General features: G+C 62.1%; 20 protein-coding genes. 13 read left to right on the forward strand and 7 right to left on the reverse strand.

The window, feature by feature from the left end:
• Positions 1–15 precede the first annotated feature (15 nt).
• Positions 16–459, forward strand: coding sequence for a nuclear transport factor 2 family protein (locus OG522_RS00195; RefSeq protein WP_329460868.1), 444 nt, complete (start codon positions 16–18; stop codon positions 457–459).
• A gap of 398 nt (positions 460–857) precedes the next feature.
• On the opposite strand, the gene OG522_RS00200 is transcribed toward OG522_RS00195, so the two are convergent.
• Entirely contained in the window at positions 858–1088 is a 231-nt protein-coding gene (locus OG522_RS00200) for a hypothetical protein (protein WP_329460869.1), read from the reverse strand.
• Positions 1089–1190: 102 nt separating this feature from the next.
• On the opposite strand from OG522_RS00200, the gene ku reads away from it, so the two are divergent.
• Entirely contained in the window at positions 1191–2141 is a 951-nt protein-coding gene (gene ku / locus OG522_RS00205) for a non-homologous end joining protein Ku (RefSeq protein WP_329460870.1), read from the forward strand.
• Here the strand turns inward: ku and OG522_RS00210 are convergent.
• Together OG522_RS00210 and OG522_RS00215 are read right to left on the reverse strand one after the other, a co-directional pair.
• Positions 2138–2488, reverse strand: a complete 351-nt coding sequence (locus OG522_RS00210) for a DUF6233 domain-containing protein (RefSeq protein ID WP_329460871.1) — start codon at positions 2486–2488, stop codon at positions 2138–2140. The genes ku and OG522_RS00210 overlap by 4 nt on opposite strands.
• 109 nt (positions 2489–2597) lie before the next feature.
• On the reverse strand, positions 2598–2993 hold the full coding sequence (locus OG522_RS00215; RefSeq protein WP_329460872.1) for a hypothetical protein: 396 nt from the start codon (positions 2991–2993) through the stop codon (positions 2598–2600).
• 379 nt (positions 2994–3372) lie between these two features.
• On the opposite strand from OG522_RS00215, the gene OG522_RS00220 reads away from it, so the two are divergent.
• From OG522_RS00220 to OG522_RS00230, 3 genes are all read left to right on the forward strand, one after another.
• Positions 3373–3576, forward strand: a complete 204-nt coding sequence (locus OG522_RS00220; RefSeq protein WP_329460873.1) for a hypothetical protein — start codon at positions 3373–3375, stop codon at positions 3574–3576.
• Positions 3528–4358, forward strand: a complete 831-nt coding sequence (locus OG522_RS00225) for a hypothetical protein (protein ID WP_329460874.1) — start codon at positions 3528–3530, stop codon at positions 4356–4358. The genes OG522_RS00220 and OG522_RS00225 overlap by 49 nt, the downstream gene beginning before the upstream one ends.
• A gap of 193 nt (positions 4359–4551) precedes the next feature.
• Positions 4552–4827 carry a hypothetical protein gene (locus OG522_RS00230; protein WP_329460875.1) on the forward strand — a complete coding sequence of 92 codons (276 nt, stop codon included), beginning with the start codon at positions 4552–4554 and terminating at the stop codon, positions 4825–4827.
• Positions 4828–6065: 1238 nt separating this feature from the next.
• On the opposite strand, the gene OG522_RS00235 is transcribed toward OG522_RS00230, so the two are convergent.
• Positions 6066–6557 (reverse strand): lactococcin 972 family bacteriocin, encoded by a 492-nt coding sequence (locus tag OG522_RS00235; protein ID WP_329460876.1) that lies wholly within the window; start codon positions 6555–6557, stop codon positions 6066–6068.
• Between the two features lie 174 nt (positions 6558–6731).
• Here OG522_RS00235 and OG522_RS00240 point away from each other — a divergent pair, with 174 nt between their 5' ends.
• The gene (locus OG522_RS00240; RefSeq protein WP_329460877.1) at positions 6732–7775 is read left to right on the forward strand and encodes an IS630 family transposase; all 1044 of its coding nucleotides are present in this window, start codon (positions 6732–6734) and stop codon (positions 7773–7775) included.
• 192 nt (positions 7776–7967) lie between these two features.
• On the opposite strand, the gene OG522_RS00245 is transcribed toward OG522_RS00240, so the two are convergent.
• Positions 7968–8201, reverse strand: coding sequence for a hypothetical protein (locus tag OG522_RS00245; protein WP_329460878.1), 234 nt, complete (start codon positions 8199–8201; stop codon positions 7968–7970).
• Positions 8202–8601: 400 nt separating this feature from the next.
• Between OG522_RS00245 and OG522_RS00250 the strand changes: the two genes are divergently transcribed.
• The 4 genes from OG522_RS00250 (at position 8602) to OG522_RS00265 (ending at position 15057) form a co-directional block, all read left to right on the forward strand.
• A complete protein-coding gene (locus OG522_RS00250) occupies positions 8602–9426 on the forward strand; it encodes a DUF6602 domain-containing protein (RefSeq protein ID WP_329460879.1) in 825 nt (274 codons plus the stop codon).
• 784 nt (positions 9427–10210) lie between these two features.
• Positions 10211–10912 (forward strand): hypothetical protein, encoded by a 702-nt coding sequence (locus OG522_RS00255; RefSeq protein WP_329460880.1) that lies wholly within the window; start codon positions 10211–10213, stop codon positions 10910–10912.
• A gap of 930 nt (positions 10913–11842) precedes the next feature.
• Complete coding sequence (locus tag OG522_RS00260) at positions 11843–12172, forward strand: histone-like nucleoid-structuring protein Lsr2 (protein WP_329460881.1); 330 nt, start codon at positions 11843–11845, stop codon at positions 12170–12172.
• A 1130-nt stretch (positions 12173–13302) separates the two neighbouring features.
• Positions 13303–15057 carry a hypothetical protein gene (locus OG522_RS00265; protein ID WP_329460882.1) on the forward strand — a complete coding sequence of 585 codons (1755 nt, stop codon included), beginning with the start codon at positions 13303–13305 and terminating at the stop codon, positions 15055–15057.
• A gap of 353 nt (positions 15058–15410) precedes the next feature.
• On the opposite strand, the gene OG522_RS00270 is transcribed toward OG522_RS00265, so the two are convergent.
• Positions 15411–16085, reverse strand: a complete 675-nt coding sequence (locus OG522_RS00270; RefSeq protein ID WP_329460883.1) for a hypothetical protein — start codon at positions 16083–16085, stop codon at positions 15411–15413.
• A gap of 432 nt (positions 16086–16517) precedes the next feature.
• Here OG522_RS00270 and OG522_RS00275 point away from each other — a divergent pair, with 432 nt between their 5' ends.
• The 3 genes from OG522_RS00275 to OG522_RS00285 all read left to right on the forward strand — a co-directional run bounded on the left by OG522_RS00275 (position 16518) and on the right by OG522_RS00285 (position 18574).
• A complete protein-coding gene (locus OG522_RS00275; RefSeq protein WP_329460884.1) occupies positions 16518–17195 on the forward strand; it encodes a hypothetical protein in 678 nt (225 codons plus the stop codon).
• Between the two features lie 24 nt (positions 17196–17219).
• Positions 17220–18089, forward strand: a complete 870-nt coding sequence (locus OG522_RS00280; protein ID WP_329460885.1) for a hypothetical protein — start codon at positions 17220–17222, stop codon at positions 18087–18089.
• A gap of 155 nt (positions 18090–18244) precedes the next feature.
• Positions 18245–18574 (forward strand): histone-like nucleoid-structuring protein Lsr2, encoded by a 330-nt coding sequence (locus OG522_RS00285; RefSeq protein WP_329460886.1) that lies wholly within the window; start codon positions 18245–18247, stop codon positions 18572–18574.
• Between the two features lie 103 nt (positions 18575–18677).
• On the opposite strand, the gene OG522_RS00290 is transcribed toward OG522_RS00285, so the two are convergent.
• A protein-coding gene (locus OG522_RS00290) for an IS5 family transposase (RefSeq protein WP_329460887.1) occupies positions 18678–19495 on the reverse strand; the annotation gives its coding sequence in 2 pieces (ribosomal slippage) (positions 18678–19153 and positions 19153–19495; 819 coding nt in all).
• Positions 19496–19589: the final 94 nt, after the last annotated feature.

Consider the following 19589-nt stretch of genomic DNA (forward strand, 5'->3'; position numbering starts at 1 on the left):
ACGGAGAGGCTTCCCATGTCCATAGCCGTACCTACGAACACGCGCACTGTGGTTGAGGAGTTGCTACGCAGAATCGGCGAGGGCGACCCCGAGCGCATCGCCGAGCTGTATGCCGAGCAGGGCGATTGGAAGCTTGACTGGCCGGAGACCGAGCACGGCCGTACTGCCACGCCGTGGATCCGTCACCGGTCCACTCGGGCCGACGCGGCCGCCCACTATCGCGAGCTTGCCGAGTACCATGTGCCGGAGTACGTGGGGACTGAGGTCGAGCGCATCCTCATCGACGGAAACGACGCAGTCGTGTTCGGCGAGATCCGTCAGACCGCCCGGCCCACCGGACGTGCATACCATGCGCGATTCGCTCTGCATCTCACCGTCGAAGACGGCCTTGTCACCCGGCACCATGTCTACGAGGACAGCCTCGCCGTCGCCCAGGCATTCGAGGCGGAGAATCGGTGAAGGGTCACCAGTTGCGGAGTGCTCGAAAGCTCTCCGCAACAGGCCCTCTGCCGGAATACTGCGGGCGGAGGGACCCATAGCGCCAAGGCGCCGCCCGCCATCAGGACTGCGGCGACGAAGGTGACGCTCAGCGCCGGCCGACCTTCCACAGTCGCAACTCCCGATCGGCCGAGGTTGATCGCGGCCTTCGATTGGCTGTCATGACAACGAAGACAAGGCGCGACAGTCCGTGGTTGCAGTTGGTCCATCCGGACGGAGCCTCCGGAGCCCGCTGGCTCGATGGCGCCCAAGCCACCCGCGCCTCGGCACCGGCAACTACTGGTTGCAGCTGGCCGACCATGTCGCCGCGAAGGCTGCAGGGGCTGCTCAGCCTCGCAGCGAGGCTGAGGCCCGGGTCTTCATGATTCTTCCGCCGCCGCGTACCGATGGGGCCGCCCACCCCGCCATTCGATCTCAGGAGATTCACCGTCGACCATGGCCGCGGCATCGTTCTCATCGATCCCTGACTGGCGGAGGAACTCGACCAGGTCGCGATCGGAGTACGCGACGCCGGTGTCCTGGCCGAGGACGTAGACGTGCCGGCCGCCGCGGGCCAGGGGCCGGTGCACAACGATGGGCGGCTCGGTCATGCCTCCACGGTGGCGCGCCTGCCACACCTCCGCATGCTGAGGGTCCGCGGCCGCCCTAGGCTGGGGTTATGGCCCAGGGGGGTCCTGGGAGGCTTGAAAAAGATGCCCCGTCCTGTCTGGTCCGGCGCGATCAGTTTCGGCCTGGTCACGATCCCTATCAAGGTGCTGCCGGCGACCGAGAACCACAACATCGCCTTCCACCAAATCCACCTCGAGGACATGGGCCGGGTCCGTACCCGCAAGGTGTGCGAGATCGACGGCAAGGAACTGAGCCAGGACCAGATCGGCAAGGGCTACGAGATCTCCAAGGACACCCTGGTCGAGGTGACCGATGAGGAACTGGACTCGATGCCGCTGCCCACGGCCAGGGCGATCGAGATCGTAGCCTTCGTGGCCGCCGACAGCATCGACCCCGTCCGCGTAGGGGACGGCTACTACCTGGCGGCCGAGGGGGTGGCCGCCAAGCCCTATAAGCTGCTGCGGATGGCCCTGGAGCGCAGCTCGAAGGTAGCGGTCGCGAAGTTCGCGTGGCACAACCGGGAAAGGCTTGGTCTGCTCCGGGTCAAGGAGGACGCCATCGTCCTGCACGCGATGCGCTGGGACGACGAGGTGCGCTCTCCGGCCGAGCTGGCCCCACGCGAAGTCGACCTGAGCGACGAGGAAGTCGACGCGGCGATCCAGCTCCTGGAGACGATGGCGCGCGATGACATCAGCGACATGACCGATGGCTACCGGGAGGCCGTTGAGGAGATGCTCGCGGCCAAGGCCGAGCACCGCGAGCCCCGCCCAGTAGGCGGGGAGGCTCCGGAGCCCGCCGGGAAGGTCGTCGACCTGATGGCCGCGCTGAACGCCAGCGTGGACAAGGCGAAGGCCGGCCGCGGCGAACACACCGGGGACGACGCCACCCTGCACGACCTGCCGAAGCGGCGGGCCGCGAAGACGACAGCGACCAAGAAGGCGTCCACGAAGACGGCGGCCAAGAAGACCACCGCGAAGAAGACGACGCCCGGGAAAACCGCCAAGAAGACCGCCGGCCGCAAGCGCTCGGCCTAGTCCAGCACCCCGAGCTCGGAGTCCGGACGACAGTACTGGCACGGCGGGACATCCTCCACGGTGAGCGCCCGCAACGCCTGCGCGTGCGTGAGGGCCGCGATGGTGCCATGAGCCATACCGCATCCGCCGACGTGCACGGTGCGGGCACCGGCGGCTCCCGGGGTGGATGGCGGGCGGCCGGTCGAGATGATCCAGTCCGGCACAGGCGGCGGTGCCCGGCGGGCCGTGGCCGCCGCCTCCTGCTGCTCCTTGACCGCGATCGCCTTCCGGATCTCATCGAGGCCGAGGGCGAAGAACGTCTCCAGGGTGCGGAGGCGAGGCAGGTCGGGCGGCAGATTATCGTACACACGTACGATTCTAGGCGTCCCCGCCACACCGGTGCCGGATGTCCCCTGCTGTCCTGTGACGTCGATCCTTGAGCGCGTGCCACCAAAGTTTGAACCGACCAGGGGAACGTCAGCCCAGGCTTGTTACGAACCCGCCGCGGGCGGAGCCAGAGCCCAGCAAGTGGGCCCAGTCGAGTGCCTCGGGCAGTTCGTCGAGTGACAGGACGACTGCGCCACCGGCTCGTTCGGCGTCCGCGCACCAGTCGTCCATGTCGCCAGGCTTGGTGGCCCCGTCGGCTACGTCGATCACCGGGGCCGCGAGGGCGGGGATGACGAGCCCGGCCTTGCCGGGCCCGTCGACGACGCACAGCGCGATTTTGGGGACGATGCTCCATCCCTCGCACCGAGGCACCGCACCATCAGGCGCGGTCAGGACCGGTAGAAGGTCATGGATGGGAGCATCGGACAGCAGAAGCACAGGGGTGTCCCCCTGAATGAACAGGGTGTTCTCAGGACTCAGAAGCATCAGGCCACTCTGGCAGGCCGAGGCGGCAAGTGGATCAGGGGGTGCGAGCGCGCGGCAAGCGGCCGAGCTCTCGGCCTCGGTGCGCTTCAGACGCCTGGGCAGGCCGATCATAATGACGGTCACCCCTGCGCAAGGCGGCCACGACGGCACGGCCGCCCGTTCGAACGCCTACCGGGCAAAAGCGGCTCTCCCGCGACCCGCAGCACGGCACGACCGACCGGCGCCGCGAGAGACACCCCCAACCGTCCCTACAGTCCCTCTTAGAGCCTGCTGCTGTGGGCCCCGGGCGTCGTATCTCCGAGTACGGTTCGCGGGTGAGCGGACTGTGGGAGCAAAGCAACCAGGCCGCATTCGGCATGGTTGCGTGGCGTCGTGCCGGATGACCTGCGGAGCCCTCGTCGTCTGGCACACCGGCTACGACAACCGCACCGTCCCCGGCCCGGAAGGACCGCGCCCGGGACGTCCCGATGCACCCGGCGTGGACGAGTTCGACCGGCAGTGGATGCCGGTTGTCGAGCTCCTGGCCCTGGCGGCGTGCCGCGCCGCCCAGGAAGCGTACGTCCTGGTCGACGTATCGAGCTGACCCTGCTGCTCGGCTGGGTCGACGGCGCCCACACCAGCCGCATCCATGAAGGCGACCTGGAGACCCACGGCGTCCTGGGCAGACGATGGACCGACTTGATCAGCCATGACCGGCGGCTTAGGGCCCGGCGAGTGGTCGTCGACAACTCCCTCGCGCACATCGCCGCCGAGCGTCACCTCGCGGACACCCAGGACGGCACACCACCACCCCCGCTGCTGCTCGGCGACCGGGCCCGCGCAGTGCGAGCCGCCGGCATACCGGACCTGAAGCCCGAGTGGGCCAGCGACGTGAAGGTAGCCCGCGCGCAGATCGACCGGCTCGAACTGGCCCTGCACGGAAGCCTGTGGACGCCCAGCCACCGGGAGTTCGCGCGGAGCGTGCACCGCACGCTGGTCGCCGAGCCCGACTACCCGGCCCTGCCCGACGGGGCACGCGGTCCGGCGTGGGTGCAGCGGCTCCTGCGGATGCCCCACATCGAGTCCACCATCAACGCTCTCACCAGCTCGCCCGGCTTCGACATGCTCGGCCGCGCTGCCATAGGCGGAGACCCCCTCCAGCGGGCAGTTGGAGCCGTCGCCCACAACGCGGTCCACTCGCTGGCGCAAACGGCCACCGAACTCGAACGGCTGTGGACGGCCCGACCCGCCGACCAGCCGGTCGCCCTATGGGAACGGGAGCACCTGCCGACGCCAGTGCGTACCCAACTCCTGGAGGTCGAGGGCGTGATCGCCGAGCTCAGCACCGTGCTGTTCGAGATCGGCTACCCCGGGGCAGAGGCGTGACCCCCTGCACGTCAGCCAAGCACGTTAGAGCTACTCCAGTGAACCAACTGGGGAACGCGGGGAACGAGAGCGGGCGTGACGTGGTTGCTCTTCGGCGGATATCAGAGCTGTGGGGGATGATCGGACGATGCTCCAAGCGAGAGACGAGCACGGTCGTCAGGTGAGAAATCCGGGGCCCACGGCCTTGAGTCGGATGGTGGCGAACCTCGGCCGGGGCAACGCCTTCGTGATCGTCGAGCGACTCGATGATGAGGTGGCCGGCGATTGGTATGTGCAGGTGTGGCTCAGGGATGACAACACCTATCAGCTGGAGTTCCGTGACGGGACGGCGGCAGAGCACTACCAGACCGGGACGATCTCTCAGGAGAAGGTGATCGCCGCCCTGAACGGCTGGGCCAAGGGGCGCCCGGACTGGAAGGAGGCTTTCATGTGGAACGACATCGGTGCCTCGTTCGAGAACGCCAACTGACCCTGCTGCCGCCTGAGGCTGACGAGGTCAGTGACGTGCGGCCGCTCGACTGCGATGAATGCTGAATCGCAAGCCGAAGCCGGGCACGGGCACCGGGCAGCACCAGCCGGACCCGCAAGAACCCACTCCACGCGAGCCGACCCCACGTCAGCACCGCGGGAAGGCGCGCCCCCGGATGAGTGAAGGCATCGGCGCTGCCGGTGACGCCGACCAGCAGCAGACGGCGGAGGCTCGGGGAGGTCCCGCGCCTCGCTCGCGTCCGCCGGCTGGAGCCGGTGCTGCTTGCCGCGATGGACCGGAGCCAGGGCTGGGGCCGCCCGCAGAAGACGGCCGCCGTGTGAGCGGGCGCACGAAGGCCCCGAAAACGTTCCGCTTTCGGGGCCTTCGACTTTGGGGAGTAGTCATTTGTGTTCGATGGTGCTGTGTATCTCCTTCTCCGCTCAAGAGTCTCCAGTTGCTCCTTCAGTTCCTGCGTCCCGAGCTCGCATTCCTGAATCCTGAAACCCCGAAGAGCGAGTACGCCGGGTGTGCCACGCGCGCCATATTGTGTGTCCTACCAGAGCAACCGCAACAGCGACCGCGACGAACCGAACCGTGTTCCAGGTACCTATGACGACCGACCCTGGTCCTCGTGATTCATTAGCCAATCGTTCCGATGTTTCATAAAATGCTACGAGAGGAATGAGCAACCGGAAGAAGAGGCCGCCAACACCCGGCACTCGCGCAACGTTACCCAAGAGGCCAAGAGGCACGCCAAATATAAACGCGGGCACTCCCCATGCGACAATTTTAGAAGCCGATCCACTACCAGACGGTTGAAATCCACCTGGGACGGCAGTGGTAAGAATCGAGTCCTTGAATAGGTAGTAAGTAACTACCCCGATGGCCAACCCAAAAGGTGCAAGAATGGCTGATTCAATTTTTGAGCGACGGGAATAGCCGACCAAGAATGCGTAACAGGCCCATGGCCACCCTCCAGAAAAAATGACATCCAAGACCACCCCAGCGGGATTATCCCATTTGCCCGCAAGGGGACCCAGTAGGCCAAGCAGTAAGCCAGCTCCGAGTGGCGCTGCCAGCGATACAGCGCGAGCGCCCGAAAAATTTCTGATTCTTCTTCTCCATTCATCCTTGGACAGGCCTAAGCCGAGAATCTGGGGCCACACGCTGCCCGTGTGGCCCCAGACTCTCAGACTGGCCAGCCCCTCCTACCAGAAATTCATCCGGCAGCGCGGGGGTTAAGCATTATCGTAGTAAGCGTAGCAAGTATAGGCCGTTCCGACATCTACGGAAGCATAGGAGACAGAACCAGCGGACACCCAGCCGCTTGAGTAGTCTTCGTTTTGAACCCTCACCGTTGTCTTGTGCGACACGTCCGCCAGGTAGTTCGAATAGCAGCGCTTCATGCCTATCGGAGTGATCGGATCCCAACCGTAGCACCACTGACCGTGAGCGACATTCTGACAGGTATTTCCCGCCCCCAGCAGAGAAGAATGCGCCGAAGCCTTGATCTCGATCTTCGCCACACCCCACTCGGAGGGGTTACCCAGCTCCGCGGGCGGCTGCGTGCCATCCCCGCGGTGGTGGATGGTGACGGTTACTCCGGGGGTGCTAGCGGCGTCGGAAGCGCTGACTTGAGAACCGTCTGCGGTGGCCGGCGCTGCAAAGCCGACGGCTGCCAGAGTTGCACCCGCGATGGCGACAACGACTGATCTAAAAGTGATCTTCACGAATTCCCCTCCCGCAGTTCCCCGTGTTGGGAACATGAGGAGATCTTCTGCGGGATTGCACCTTTCTGCAATGGAAAATGGAACCCGATGACTAAAGTCGGCCCGACCCGCTAAATATGGCTTTGTGTAGATATTGATCAGAAACGCTTGTGATTCTTGGTCGTTGAGCTGGGTGTGAGTGATCTGGTGGGGGACGCGCGCCATCTGTCGCCGGTGGCGCAGGAGGTTCTGCGGTTGCGGGCAGTGGCGGCGCTGGTGGCGGGCCGGGACCGTGAGGACGTCGCGGCGGTGTTCGGGGTGTCGCTGAAGGCCGTGGACAACTGGTGGGCGAAGTGGCAGGCCGGGGGCCGGGAGGCGCTGCTCGCGCAGCCGCGTGGTCGTCCGTTGGTGGTCCACCAGGTGCTGAACGAGGCCGAGCAGGCCGCGGTGCGGCAGGCGGTGCTGGATCACCGTCCGTGTGATGTGGGTCTGAGGGGGCAGTTGTGGACCCGTCGCCTGGTCGGTGACCTGATCGCGAAGCTGTATCGGGTGCGGCTGACCGAGCCGGGGGTGGGCAAGTACCTGAAGCGGTGGGGCCTGACCTTCCAGCGCCCTGACAAGCGGGCGGTGAAGCAGGACCCCGAGGCGGTGCGGCGCTGGCGCGAGGAGACCTGGCCGGCGATCCGCGCGACGGCGAGGGCCGAGAGCGGGGAGATCCTGTTCGCCGACCAGGTCGGCGTGCGATCCGACCAGGTCACCGGCCGGACCTGGGGCCTGAAGGGACGGACACCGATCGTGCGCCGCACCGGCAACCGGTTCTCGGTGAACGCGATGTCCGCGATCAGCACCAAGGGCCGCATGCACTTCATGGTCTTCACCGAGACCTTCGACGCGGCCGTGATATGCCGCTTCCTGGAACGGCTTGTCGGGCACTTCAACCACAAGATTCACCTCGTGGTCGACGGGCACTCCGCACACCGCTCCAAGACCGTCCGCACCTGGCTCGCCGCCCACCCCGACGACGTCGAGCTCCACTTCCTGCCGCCGTATTCGCCCGAGCTCAACCCCGATGAGCTGGTCAACGCCGACCTCAAGCACAGCCTGCCCAAGGGACACCGGCCCCGGAACCAGGCCGAACTCGCCGCTGAGACCCGCAGGTTCTTCCGTAGACGCCAACGCCAGCCCCACATCGTCCGCGGCTACTTCCACGGCCCCCACGTCCGCTACACCCTTGAGTAGAACCCTTTGAGTTTCTGATCAATAGTTGCCTAGATCCATTTCTTTCCAAGACAGGGAGCAATAACTGCGTGGGCCTGAACCCATCGACTGAGGTCGCCCAGCGGAGTCCTTTCGTTGAAGTGCGGCTTAGGAGCGTCTGCCTCTAGTTAGAGGACCCCAGTTCCTGGTCCGGGAGGATTTGGTCCAGCATCTTCAAGGCGATGTCTTGTAGCGCTTGCTTAACCATGCCTGGCTCGGGGCGGTAGATATTGGAACTCCCGCACGGACGGCAAGTGCTAGTGCGTAATAGAGAAGATCGGGATCGTCGAAACCATCGACATCTATCTGTATGCCAGTTCCAGACTCTCGGGCGGCTAGTACGTCACCTATCCATTGGGGAAGCCGCTCGTCCAACTCCAGCAGAGCGGCGTGATCGAACTCTTTCATGGGAATCTCCACTTATTTTATTAACTATTGCGCGACTTCAGATTGACTGCAAGCTTAAGCGTGAAACATGTCTCTGTGGGCTAGCTGCTGCTCAATAACAACTGGCCTGGGCTGGTTCACTCACGAACCTGACCGCTTTCGAGGTTCTTCCCGGACGGACACTGGAAAGGACGCCATTCCACGAATCTTCTGGAACACGTTCTCGAAGGTCTTCCCTAACCCTGACTCTCTGGAGCGGCTGTCGTGCTCCTGGAGATGTACTGAGGGAAGACGTGGAGTGGCTATGTGAGGCCCGTAGTGGCTCATGGGGGCATTAATTCCCGGGACCCGAAACCTCCGTCTCGACTGCAACATTCCGGAACTGGCCGTGTGAAGCCGGCCCGACGAGTACGGTCGGCACGTGGCAGAGAACTCCCTTGGCGAGATCTTCCAGTCAGCGTCAGACCGGCTACGTGCCGACTTCCTCAGCTCCGGTGGGTTCGTGCACCGCGGCGAGAAGGGCGGCGCACGCGAGAAGCTCTTGGCCGAATTCATCTCGAAGTACCTACCAGGACATGTCCAAGCGTTCCACAGTGGTGAGGTCATCACAGCGAACGGTCAGGTGTCCCCTCAGTGCGACATCCTCATCTGCGACCGGAGCACGCCGCCCCTGCTGGACATGGACAGCTACCGCATCGTGCCGAGCGAGTGCGTCTACGGGGTCATCGAGGTGAAGTCGAAGCTGGACTCCAAGGAGCTGGTCGACGCCTGCGAGAAGTTGCGGCGGGTCAAGCAGCTCCCGAAGAGCGCGTTCTACCCGCAGATGTTCGAGATGCGGTGCCGGATCTACGGCCGGGAGTACAGCTACGTGCCGACGGCCGGCATCATCTTCGCTTTCGACAGCATCGACATGGCGAAGCTCGGCGACCAGCTGGCCGAGTGGTGCCGAGACAAGCCGCTCGATGAACGCCCCGACAGCGTGTGGGTGATGGGCAAGGGCTACCTCACCTGGGTGGACGAGGAGCCGCACCCGCAGATCACCGTGCAGGAGAGTGGCGACTTCGCTCTCATGGAGCTGCCCCAGGTGGGCGAGGTGCTGTTCCCGTTTACGGTCTACCTCAGCATGCACTTCGCGGCTGCCCGGATGGACCCGCTGAAGCTGGTCGACTATACGAGCCAGACGTCAATCGGCTCGATGCGGACGATGTGGTCTGTGGATTCTACGGTTGCCGAAGACGCGTCCTGACCCGTCTGACCACCAACTTCGTGGCCCAACGACGTCGCCGACCCTCGGGTGGCTGTCCCGAGCTCGTCGTGCCCCTCGTGCTGCTAGCGGCCGCTGCCAGAGATAGAGAGTGGAACCTTAAGCCAAATGACGCAGCAGATTCCTCAGACGGATCACACCCGTGGCACGACGCCATCTTCAATGTGAGGCTGACTCATCGGCGATGAGGAGGCGCGCGTGAATATTATCGAAGACCACAACTTCATGCATCCAGAAGACGCTCTACATGACGCAGCAGATCATTCCATTTCTATGGAGAAGGTTCTCTGGGCCCTAGGCGTCAGCCATGCTGGTCTCGACCGTCCGCCCGCCGACGTACCACCTGGTTTCTCCGTAACGAGCGATGACATCTTTTGGTCTGCGAATCTCCTTCGCGCCGTTCTTCTACCATTTCGAGCTCGTATTCCAGTTACTGTCACACGAGAAGAACTCGGGCCAGGAGTGTGGCTCGAAGCTAGGTACGTCGGCGCCTCTCGTGACTACGGCGTTATCTTTCCTAATGAATCCAGCGGACAAAGACTCCTCCTGCTCTACCGCGAGGCAGCTAACGTCGAGGGTGTCAATTTCCTACAAGCCGTAGGGACCGCAATCGACGGACCGCCAGGCGAGCTCACTGCTGTAGGGATGATCGAAGAGGACGAGCAGCCGTGCAGCTGGTCGATGCAAACAGGATGCATTGGCGAGTGCCCGGAAGAGGGGAAGAAGTGCCGGGGACGCGCGTCATTCGGTTCTGGAGGAGAGTGCCATGATTGCAAGTGCCGAGCTCCTCGTCGTTGGCACTAAGATTGCCGCGGACGCTTCGTCGAGCCCACCGCTGTGGCTGCAGTACCTCTATGACTGGGTGCTTATTCTCGGCGCAGCCCTGGGGATCGGATCATTCTGGATCTTCCGCCGCTCGGGCCCTCGCATTCGCATCCGGGCCGAGTATGATTCCCGTAACACACTGAGAATCCAGGTGATTAATGCCGGAAGGCTGAACACCACCATCGTGAGGGTAGGCGTCGGAACATTGCGGCGCAAGCGAATCAAACGACGGCTCCGACGGATTCCGGATGTGATGATTCCTGATCCGCCGATTCCAGTGGAAGGGCCAGAAGCACCTCTCACCATCAGACCGGGTGAAATCTACGTCTGGTATGGTAATTGGCCTGCTCAGGATGCCGTCGAGGCCCAGGTCGAGCCGGTCTTCGGGGAAAGTAGAACTCCTATCCCTCACGGGGCAGCGAACCCCGAAAGTCGGTACATCAAGGCTGTTGTCGTACTCAATGATGGCTGTGTAGGTCGGAAGTTTAAGAGCTGGCCTGCCAACGCTCCGTCTTTCGTGAAGCCAGCTACGCCTCCAATCGCGATCGACAGCGGCGTACGGGTCTTCGTTCGCAATCTCCTCGACACCAACGGCCCCTTGAAGAAGTTGGTTGACGCCATTCTCGGCCGAGCCGCGCCATAGAAAAGCCTGGAAGCGAGTGCTTCCAGGCTGATTCGCGGAGATGGACTAGATCTCCCATTGGTGTCACGGTATGTAGTAGGTACCGATCTTTGAAATGCGAATGTCGAGCTTGATCTCGGCTTTACCGCACGCGAGACACGTCCGCCGATGTCTCACGCACTCGCTCTCGTAGGGCCGACCGCCATCGGAGCCGAAACTGTACGGTCGCGGCTTGCCGGCTTCCCATTCGCTCCAGACGCGATGGCAGCACATGAGTTGGCGCAACAGCTGACGGATTCCCTGCATCACGTTCACCACCAAAAGGTGCGCCTGTGTCCGCAGGCTAACGGGCTCACCTCCTAAAAGTGAACGACATGAAGGCAATTGTATTAATGCAATATGGAAGCTTTACACGGGTGCGGCCTCCCGTCAAGCATTGGTGCTTTGAGACCGAACGACGACAGAGGACTGCTGAGATGCTCTTGCATATTGCGCAGTAGAGCTTTCACGGCGCATCGGATTATCGATTTCGAATTCCGTAGGGCGGCCAACGCACCTGACCAGGTGCGTTAGTAAACACTATGGCAGACCTTATTGGAGAAGAAGTCAAGAGCGGAAGAACGGTTCATGAGGAGGTGACGTTGCCCGCAGAATTGCAAGCCCGACTTGATGCACTGCGGTCGCCTGAAGGCCAGCTATAGTAGCTGTTGCGCAACTCAGTCCGGACCGATTCGCTGGGCCTCAGATACCGGTAGTCGCTATTGGCTTCCGCGAGAGCCATCCGTTGACGCTGCTGCGGCCGCGATCGGAGTGCGACGCGATGCGCGCGGACGCCGGTTTCTGGGTACGCCTCGGGTCCCGAGCACGGACGGAAGAACGCCTGAGTGACGACGACGGCCCTGCGGAATGAGCCGGAGACTGCAAGAGCTAAACCGCCCTACAATCCAACGCATGGCTCAGAAAATCGTAACCATCTACACCGATGACCTCACTGGCGAAGAGACCCAGGAGGCAGCAACCCACACCATCGTTGTCGACGGCGTGGGGTACGAAATCGACCTCGGCCCGGACAGCTACGACAAGCTGCTCGAAGCCATCACCCCCTTCACCAAGGCCGGTCGCCGCATCAAGGCAGACCGCATCAAGGCTGCCCCGAAGCCCTCGGGAGGCCGTACCGACACGGCGGCCATCAGGGCCTGGGCCAAGGAGAAGGGCTACGACATCAACGACCGCGGCCGTGTGCCGGCCGAGATCCGCGAGGCCTACGACAAGGCCAACTGAGCGAAGCACACCCGCAGGAAGGCCCTCATTTCCGGGGGTCTTCCTGCGTCTGGGGCCTACGCTCTCCAGCTGGTGAGTGGTGGACGAAGTGTCATCCGATGGCAGTTGGGGAAGGTAGTAGTCCCCGGCACCTCCAAATGCCGCTTGGGACCCGCGAGTCAGAACAACAGTCAGGGGACTGCAAGGAGAGACGACCGTCAGACGATCGGCTGACACCACGGCCATAGAGCCGCGCCGGTGTCGTTGTCCGCAGACGCGCGTAGCGTGCCTGCCCGCGACCCCTGGGCCCCAGGTCTAGGTAGCCGTGCTGTTCTGGCGTGCGTCCGCTCCTGGAGGCGCAAGCCGCTCGCGTAGGGAACAAGCATGAATCCCCCGGAGATAGTCCTGACGGGGCCCTGGCCAGTGCTTGGCGCGATCGTCACCGTCCTGGCTCCCATTCTCGTGCGATCCATCGTTCGAGAGCGGACACTCAATCGTGCACTGCGAGATGTCCCGCCCAAGGACCGGGCTGACATCATTCGAGCACTCGGAGACTATTGGCGCCGTTGGCCCAAGTGACCCGCCTTGTGTGGAAGGCCCCCATGATGGAGGGCCTTCCACACGTCTCACCCCTCACTCCTGAGTACCAGGAGCACGAGCGTTAGCCCCTCCGAAAGCCACTGTGCCCCGCGTGATGGGCTTGATGGGGTTCAGGCGGCCTGCCAGTAGGTGAAGCCGAGCGACGTTAGTCCTTCAGACCGGCAGAGGTGATCGGAAGCGCCTTTGACCTCGCGGCCCGGGAAACGACAAATTCGAACCAGGTGATTCCGGCTCTAGAGAGACGAAAAAAGCCCCGGCTGGGGCTTCTCGTTACTCTTGGCGGGCAGTCGCTAACAGTATTCGTACTCTGTTTGACCAGTAATGTCAATGACTAAATAGCCTTTCGGGTGCGCCTACTCAATGGTCCTCCATCGTTCGGCATGATCCTTCTCCTGATTCCCCGCCAGGAGGAGGATCGGCCGACGGCGCTGAAAGGCGAGTCGACTTCCCTCTGGCTGGCCTCCAACTAGGGCAGGTCTTTAACGGAGATGGTGCGGCCGAATTGCCCTGGACGCCTAGCCGTGCAACCACAACATTGCTAAGCTCAGTGTATGAGTCTACGAAAGTCGGCTTCAGTTTTCCCTCCAGATGGATCATCGCTGGCGCTGCTGAAGTTGCCGTTTTCATTCACCCAGGACCGTCTTCTAGACACCGATGACTTCATGAAGGCAGCCAAGGATCGCGGATATTCGATTGATCTAGCATTGCTGCAAGAGTTTCACCGCAGGAGGTTGTTGCTCCCCCTATACAGGGTTAGCGACACGCCTGCAGAAGGTCGCAGAGTCGCAGTTGTTGAGGCTGGCGAAAACTTCAATGTCCGGGGCTGGGTGTTCTCGGGAGCGCTTGAAGGTAAGGTCCGCGATCCCGAAGGTGAGGGATATTCTGCAAGCTGGCCTTATGAGCGACCTCCGGATCAACAGCCGGGCGAATGGTGGAACGGATTCGCCTATTCATCATGGCAGCTCCTAGATATCGCGGATGCCTTGAGGGAATATGAGTTCATTCGCCGGGGCTTCACGCATGACTCTCGCCTTGAGCGGATGTCGCGTAAGCGAGCACGTGCGCGGTCTCTGGTTGCCCTTTCCCCTCGATACCTGCCTGGAATCCTGGGCACAGTTAACATGCCGCCCGGTGGCTCCGGAGATGAGCTGTGGCGATTCCGGTCGGAATCTGATGTCTCTGAGCTGCTTCAGCTCGCCGGATTTACTTCCGCTGACCTGCTGAAGGAAGCGGAATCACTACTGGGTGTAGCCCGTATTAGAGACCCGCTGAAGGAATGGCTTCCGTTGCTTCGGCACGCGAGCTACAAAGGGTGGTCGCAGATCCAGGGCGTGGCGCATGACTGTATGTGGTACCGAGTCGCCGCCGAGGTTTTCTTGCGGGCACACGAAGAACTGGCGGCGGCAGGGAAGCTCACTCCGCTGCCGGACATCTCGGGATTTCAGTCTCGAACAGCTCTACATGATCGCCTAACTCCTCGACATGATGAGGCTGAATCTCTTGAGAGGGCACTCGGCAGCTTTGGGCTCTCTCCCCACCCGAGAGTTTTGTTGCTGGTCGAGGGCGAAACCGAGCTGTATCACCTGCCACGACTCCTTGCTGAATTCGGCCTTGGCCAGTCACAGCATGTACGGGTTCAACGCGCCAAGGGTTCGAAGATCAGTCCAATGCTCATCGCTCGCTATAGCGTGTCGCCTCGCATTGGTAGGCGAGTGAAAGGTTTCTGGCTGCTGGATGCCACCCCGACAGCACTTGTAGTGGCGATGGACGCTGAAAATAAGTGGGAGACGCCGGAGCAACGCGCGAATGAACGCAGGAAGCTTCAGGAAGCCATCCGAGAGGAGGTTCAATGGCAAGGCGCGGATATAACCCAAGAAGACTTGGATTTCCTAGTTCGAGTTCACGTGTGGGGTAGCGATAAGTATGAACTTGCGAACTTCTCCGACGATGAGCTCGTTCCTCAGATTCGAATCATTGCCGAGCAGAAGCAGGACAGCCCCCTCACGGAGAGTTGGGAGCATGAGATCCGAGCTCACCTTCAGGAAGCTCGCGAAAAACATCGAGATATCAAGGTTCCCTTGGGTAAGATGCGACTTGGGGACCCAAAAGTTCAGCTTGCCGAGCTGTTGTGGCCCGTCCTTCTCGCTAAATGCGAACAGGAACTTGCCGATGGAACGGTCCTGACGCCAGTGCTCAGGGTTGTCCAAGAGGTGTGCGATGTGGTTGCGCGCCTGTCGAGTGGCGGATACGCCCTAAAGGTTCCAGAAGGTTACGAACCAGCTGAGGTAAGAGGCGCCGCAGAATAGCATTTATTTCGAGCCAGCCCCACTGCAGCGGGTCGGCTAAGTCGGATGCGTGTCTCCTCGGGAACGACCCTTTTACTCTCGTGCACGAGAATAAACACTATGACAGACCTTATTGGGGAAGAAGTCAAGAGCGGAAGAATGGTTCATGCGGAGGTAGAGTTGCCCGCCGAGTTGCAGGCTCAACTTGATGCACTGCGGTGGCTTTAGGTCAGCCAGAACATATTTTCGCCCGCATGAAAAAATCTTGCCTTCGCCAGATAGTGACCGGCCATACAGCACCTGGCGCAGAGATCATTCACGGGGCAATTCTTATAACGGGCCCGGAGAACTACTGACTGGCAAGAGCTCTTGACTCAATCTGTTTCCCTCCGGTAGCAGTCTGGAGATTTTTTCGAGGAGTGGAACTGTGGCAGGTCGTCGCGGAAAAAGAAGATCTGCCGTTGCTCCGCGCCGTGGACTTCATCGGCGGCTTTCTTTGAAACAATCAGGCAGAATGTCTTGACCAAAGGGCTGTGATTCTCTGATCGGCTCAACTGGAGCGATCCCTCGTACTGGCCAGGTCGGAAGGTCCAGTTGTTGGCCCAGAACACAAGTGTGGGCTGCTGAGGTTTGTCCTGACTGACGATGAATGGGGCGGGATCGCTGGTCCAGTGATAGTTGACCTGGTCTGAAGTGAAATCGTATGCGTATGTCCCGGTTTCATGCCAGTAGAAAATTGGCTTCCTTGAAGATGAAATCGAGCCCACGGGAGTCAGTTGCAGATGTGCATCACGAATCAAGTCGACATCCTGGGTTTTGAACCTGGTGGACAGTGTTGGCTGAATCTGGAACGCGGTTCCGCTGTCTACTGGTCCAGTGCGCAATAGGTGAGGAAATGTCACATCGATTTTGGGCTTCTGTTGGAGTTCGGCAAAGGTGTAGATCGACAGAGTGAGCGCAACAACAGCGGCTAGTGTGGCAGTCCACTTGTGCACACTGTCGGATCGTGCTCTTCGGGACTCCGCCGCCCTCTCATTCGTGCCGTTCACGCTTCTACTCTCTGCTGAGATCACAGTCGTCGGTCCAACCACCGACTTCCTACGGGCACCCGCTCGATCGAGTACTCCGAGACTGTCTCCTCACCGTCCGGTCCCGGCCGAAGCACCACTTGACTTGTCATGCGAGGTGTAAGACAGCTTCTGAAGGCTGAGGTGCCGCCTGTTCGGCGGTCGCAGTCCCGCCGCGCAAGGTCACACCAGGGCCTTCGCCTCATCAGTTGCGTGGCCCTACGACGTCGTGCCCCTCTTGGGTCACCATCTCGGGCATGTGCCCCATGAGTCTGTTTCGATGAGTGGTGGCCACCGACCACCAAGAAGCCGGGCTGCGATGTACCTTGAGGCGGCGCGTTTAAAAAAAAGGAACTGATGGCGTCCTAGCCGCTCCTGGTGGTACCAGCCTCGGCCGCTGGATCAGGAGACTCAGTGCCAGGCAAGAAATACCGTCGCTGGGGATCGGGCAGAGTGCCCTTCGCGCTAGCTCTGCTCTGCGCCGGCGCCACCGTTCTCTCCAGTTGCTCTTCAACTGACAACCAACCACCCGAGCCACGGTCGTCCTCGTCGAGCGGCACGTCGAGCGGCACGTCGAGCGGCACGTCGACGGCTACGAGCGATGAGCAGAAGCGAAAGCAAGAAGAGAGAGAGAAGGGCAAGGGGGACTTCAGCCACGCGGGCCGTCTGTCTGACGGCTTCAGTGGGGTATGGCCGTTCAACTACACCAAGGGCGTGACCAACCCATCGACGAAACAGTACGCGGGGACGATCAGCGTCGTCGACTGCACCCCGGGTGAGACGAGCAGAGCCGCCATTCCACCGAGCCAGACCGTCACCGTCCCGCCTCAGCAGACCGTCAAGGCGGAGTTCAGTTTCTCGGATAAAGGCGTGAACTCCACCAGAGCGACCCGCCTGCTTTGCGTGACCTTGAGTGACAACGGCAGCGTCAGGGAGAAGGCTACTGATGAGATCGATGCGCAGGTCGCACCACAACCCCAGCCAGACACGACCGGACCGAGCCCGAATCCCACGCCGGTAACGCCGACACCTACAGAGGACCGGACACCCCCGCAAGAGCCCCAGCCCGACCTGTCCCACGGCGGTAGCTGAGTCCGTACTGAGGAAGGGGCAGGCATGGCAGATGGCGACCCGGAACCCCGGACACCCCTTTGGGGCAACTGGGTCAGCACTCTGGCCACATTCATTGCGCCAACCACGTTCATCGGGGCTCTGCTGCTGTACTTCGGCTTCGCCTACACCGACGCGCTCTATGAGTACTTCGGGGTCGATTCCGCAACTCTTGGCTTCTCGACCCAGGACTATGCGCTCCGCAGCGCAGGGGCGCTGTATGTGCCAGCTGGGACCGCGCTTATTGTCGCGTTGGGAGGTGTGGTGGTGTACTACGCAGCCCGATCCGTCGGAAACCGACCCGCGCCACCTCTCCGCGGGATTCGAGTGTTTCCCTACGGATTGTCGGTGTGCGGGGGAATCCTCTTCCTTTTCGGTATGCTGGGCGGCTTCGCCGTGTGGCCGGCAGGGGCGATGGACACACCGCTTCTGCTGGGCGGAGGCCTTGTGCTGGTGGTGTACGGGAGAGCGCTGTCCTTCAAGCTTGATGGCGCTAATTACCCAGCTGCCCGCGAGCGACTGGCGCTTACGCTTGTAGCGGCATTGGTCGCGCTGTCGTCCTTCTGGGCAACCCACGCATATGCCAAGCAACACGGTCACGACGATGCGAAGTACCTGGCGAACCACCTGTGGCTACGCCCAGGCGTGACGATCGACACCCTCGACCGTCTCCACTTTTCAGATCAGCAGGTACGCGAAACGGCCTTTCCCGAAGACCCACGCCAACGATTCCGGTTCCGCTACGAGGGCCTACGTCTTCTCGCAGAATCCAAAGGCCGGATGTTCATCATCCCGGAGAACTGGGAGTCGAACTCTGGGGGCGTTCTCGTGCTTCCGACAGATGCGACTATTCGAGTCACCTTCAGTCCGGGCTGATATCGACCGCTCTCGAACGGCGCTCTCAAAGCGGGTCACTGACGGCGATAAAAACGGACTGCTTTTGTGCCTTTTGCCTGACTCTGGCCTTGTTGATCAAGGTTAGGGCCACGGCCCTGCGGAATCAGCCGGAGAACCGCCCTACAATCCAACGCATGGCTCAGAAAATCGTAACCATCTACACCGATGACCTCACTGGCGAAGAGACCCAGGAGGCAGCAACACACACCATCGTTGTCGACGGCGTGGGGTACGAAATCGACCTCGGCCCCGACAGCTACGACAAGCTGCTCGAAGCCATCACCCCCTTCACCAAGGCCGGTCGCCGCATCAAGGCAGGCCGCATCAAGGCTGCCCCGAAGCCCTCGGGAGGCCGTACCGACACGGCGGCCATCAGGGCCTGGGCTAGGGAGAAGGGCTACGACATCAACGACCGCGGTCGAGTGCCGGCTGAGATCCGCGAGGCCTACGACAAGGCCAACTGACCGAAGTACACCCGCAGGAAGGCCCCCATCCTTGGGGGCCTTCCTGCGTCTCAGGCTCATGTTCTCCAGTTGCAAACTTCGCCGTATCCGCTTAGACCGTGTCCTATGTGGTGAGGCGGAGGTATCGCTTGTAGCAGCAGAGGGCGGCGGCGAGTCCGAGGAAGGCCAGGTAGTTGCGGGGGTGGCGTTCGTAACGGGGGCTGAGTCGGCGGTAGCCGCACAGCCAGCTCATGGTGCGCTCGATCACCCAACGGTGGCGCCCCAGACGCTCGCTGGACTCGATCCCCTTGCGGGCAATACGCACACCGATGCGCTTGCCGCGGACCCATTTCCGCAGGTCGGGCTGATCGTAAGCCTTGTCGGCGTGGAGCTTGCGGGGTTTGTAGTGCCGGCCGCGTTCGGGGTCGTGTCTCGATTGGAGTCCGGCGATCATGGGCTTCAGCCCCTGGCAGTCGTGGGTGTTACCACTTGAGATACCGACCACGAGAGGCAGTCCCGACCGGTCGGACAGGACATGCATCTTGGAACCGGGCTTACCCCGGTCCACGGGGCTCGGACCTGTGAGTTCACCCCCTTTTTAGCCCGCACGTGGGCGGTGTCGAGTACGACGCGGGAGAGGTCGAGCAGGTCTTTCTCGGCGAGTCTGTCGAGCACAGCACGGTGCAGCCGGCCCCACACGCCCGCCCGCGACCAGATCAGGAACCGGCGGTGGGCCGTGGACTTCGAGATACCGAAGCACGGTGGCAGGGCGCGCCAGGCACATCCGCTCACCAGCACGTAGACGATCGCCGCGAACACCGCCTCATCAGGCGTGTCCTGCGTTCCGCCGCCCTGAGGCCGCACCTTGGACGGCGGAATCAACGGCTTCGCGATCTCCCACAACCCGTCCGGAACAATCCAACTCCACGCCCCCTGCCCCATATTGAGGTCCTACCCCGCCTCACCACATAGGACACGGTCTTAGAGCCCAGTGACTGGCTGGCCGGTGAGAGCCTGGGCGACCTGCCAGAGCTGG

Origin of the sequence: Streptomyces sp. NBC_01431, from assembly GCF_036231355.1 — a bacterium.
Classification (GTDB): domain Bacteria; phylum Actinomycetota; class Actinomycetes; order Streptomycetales; family Streptomycetaceae; genus Streptomyces.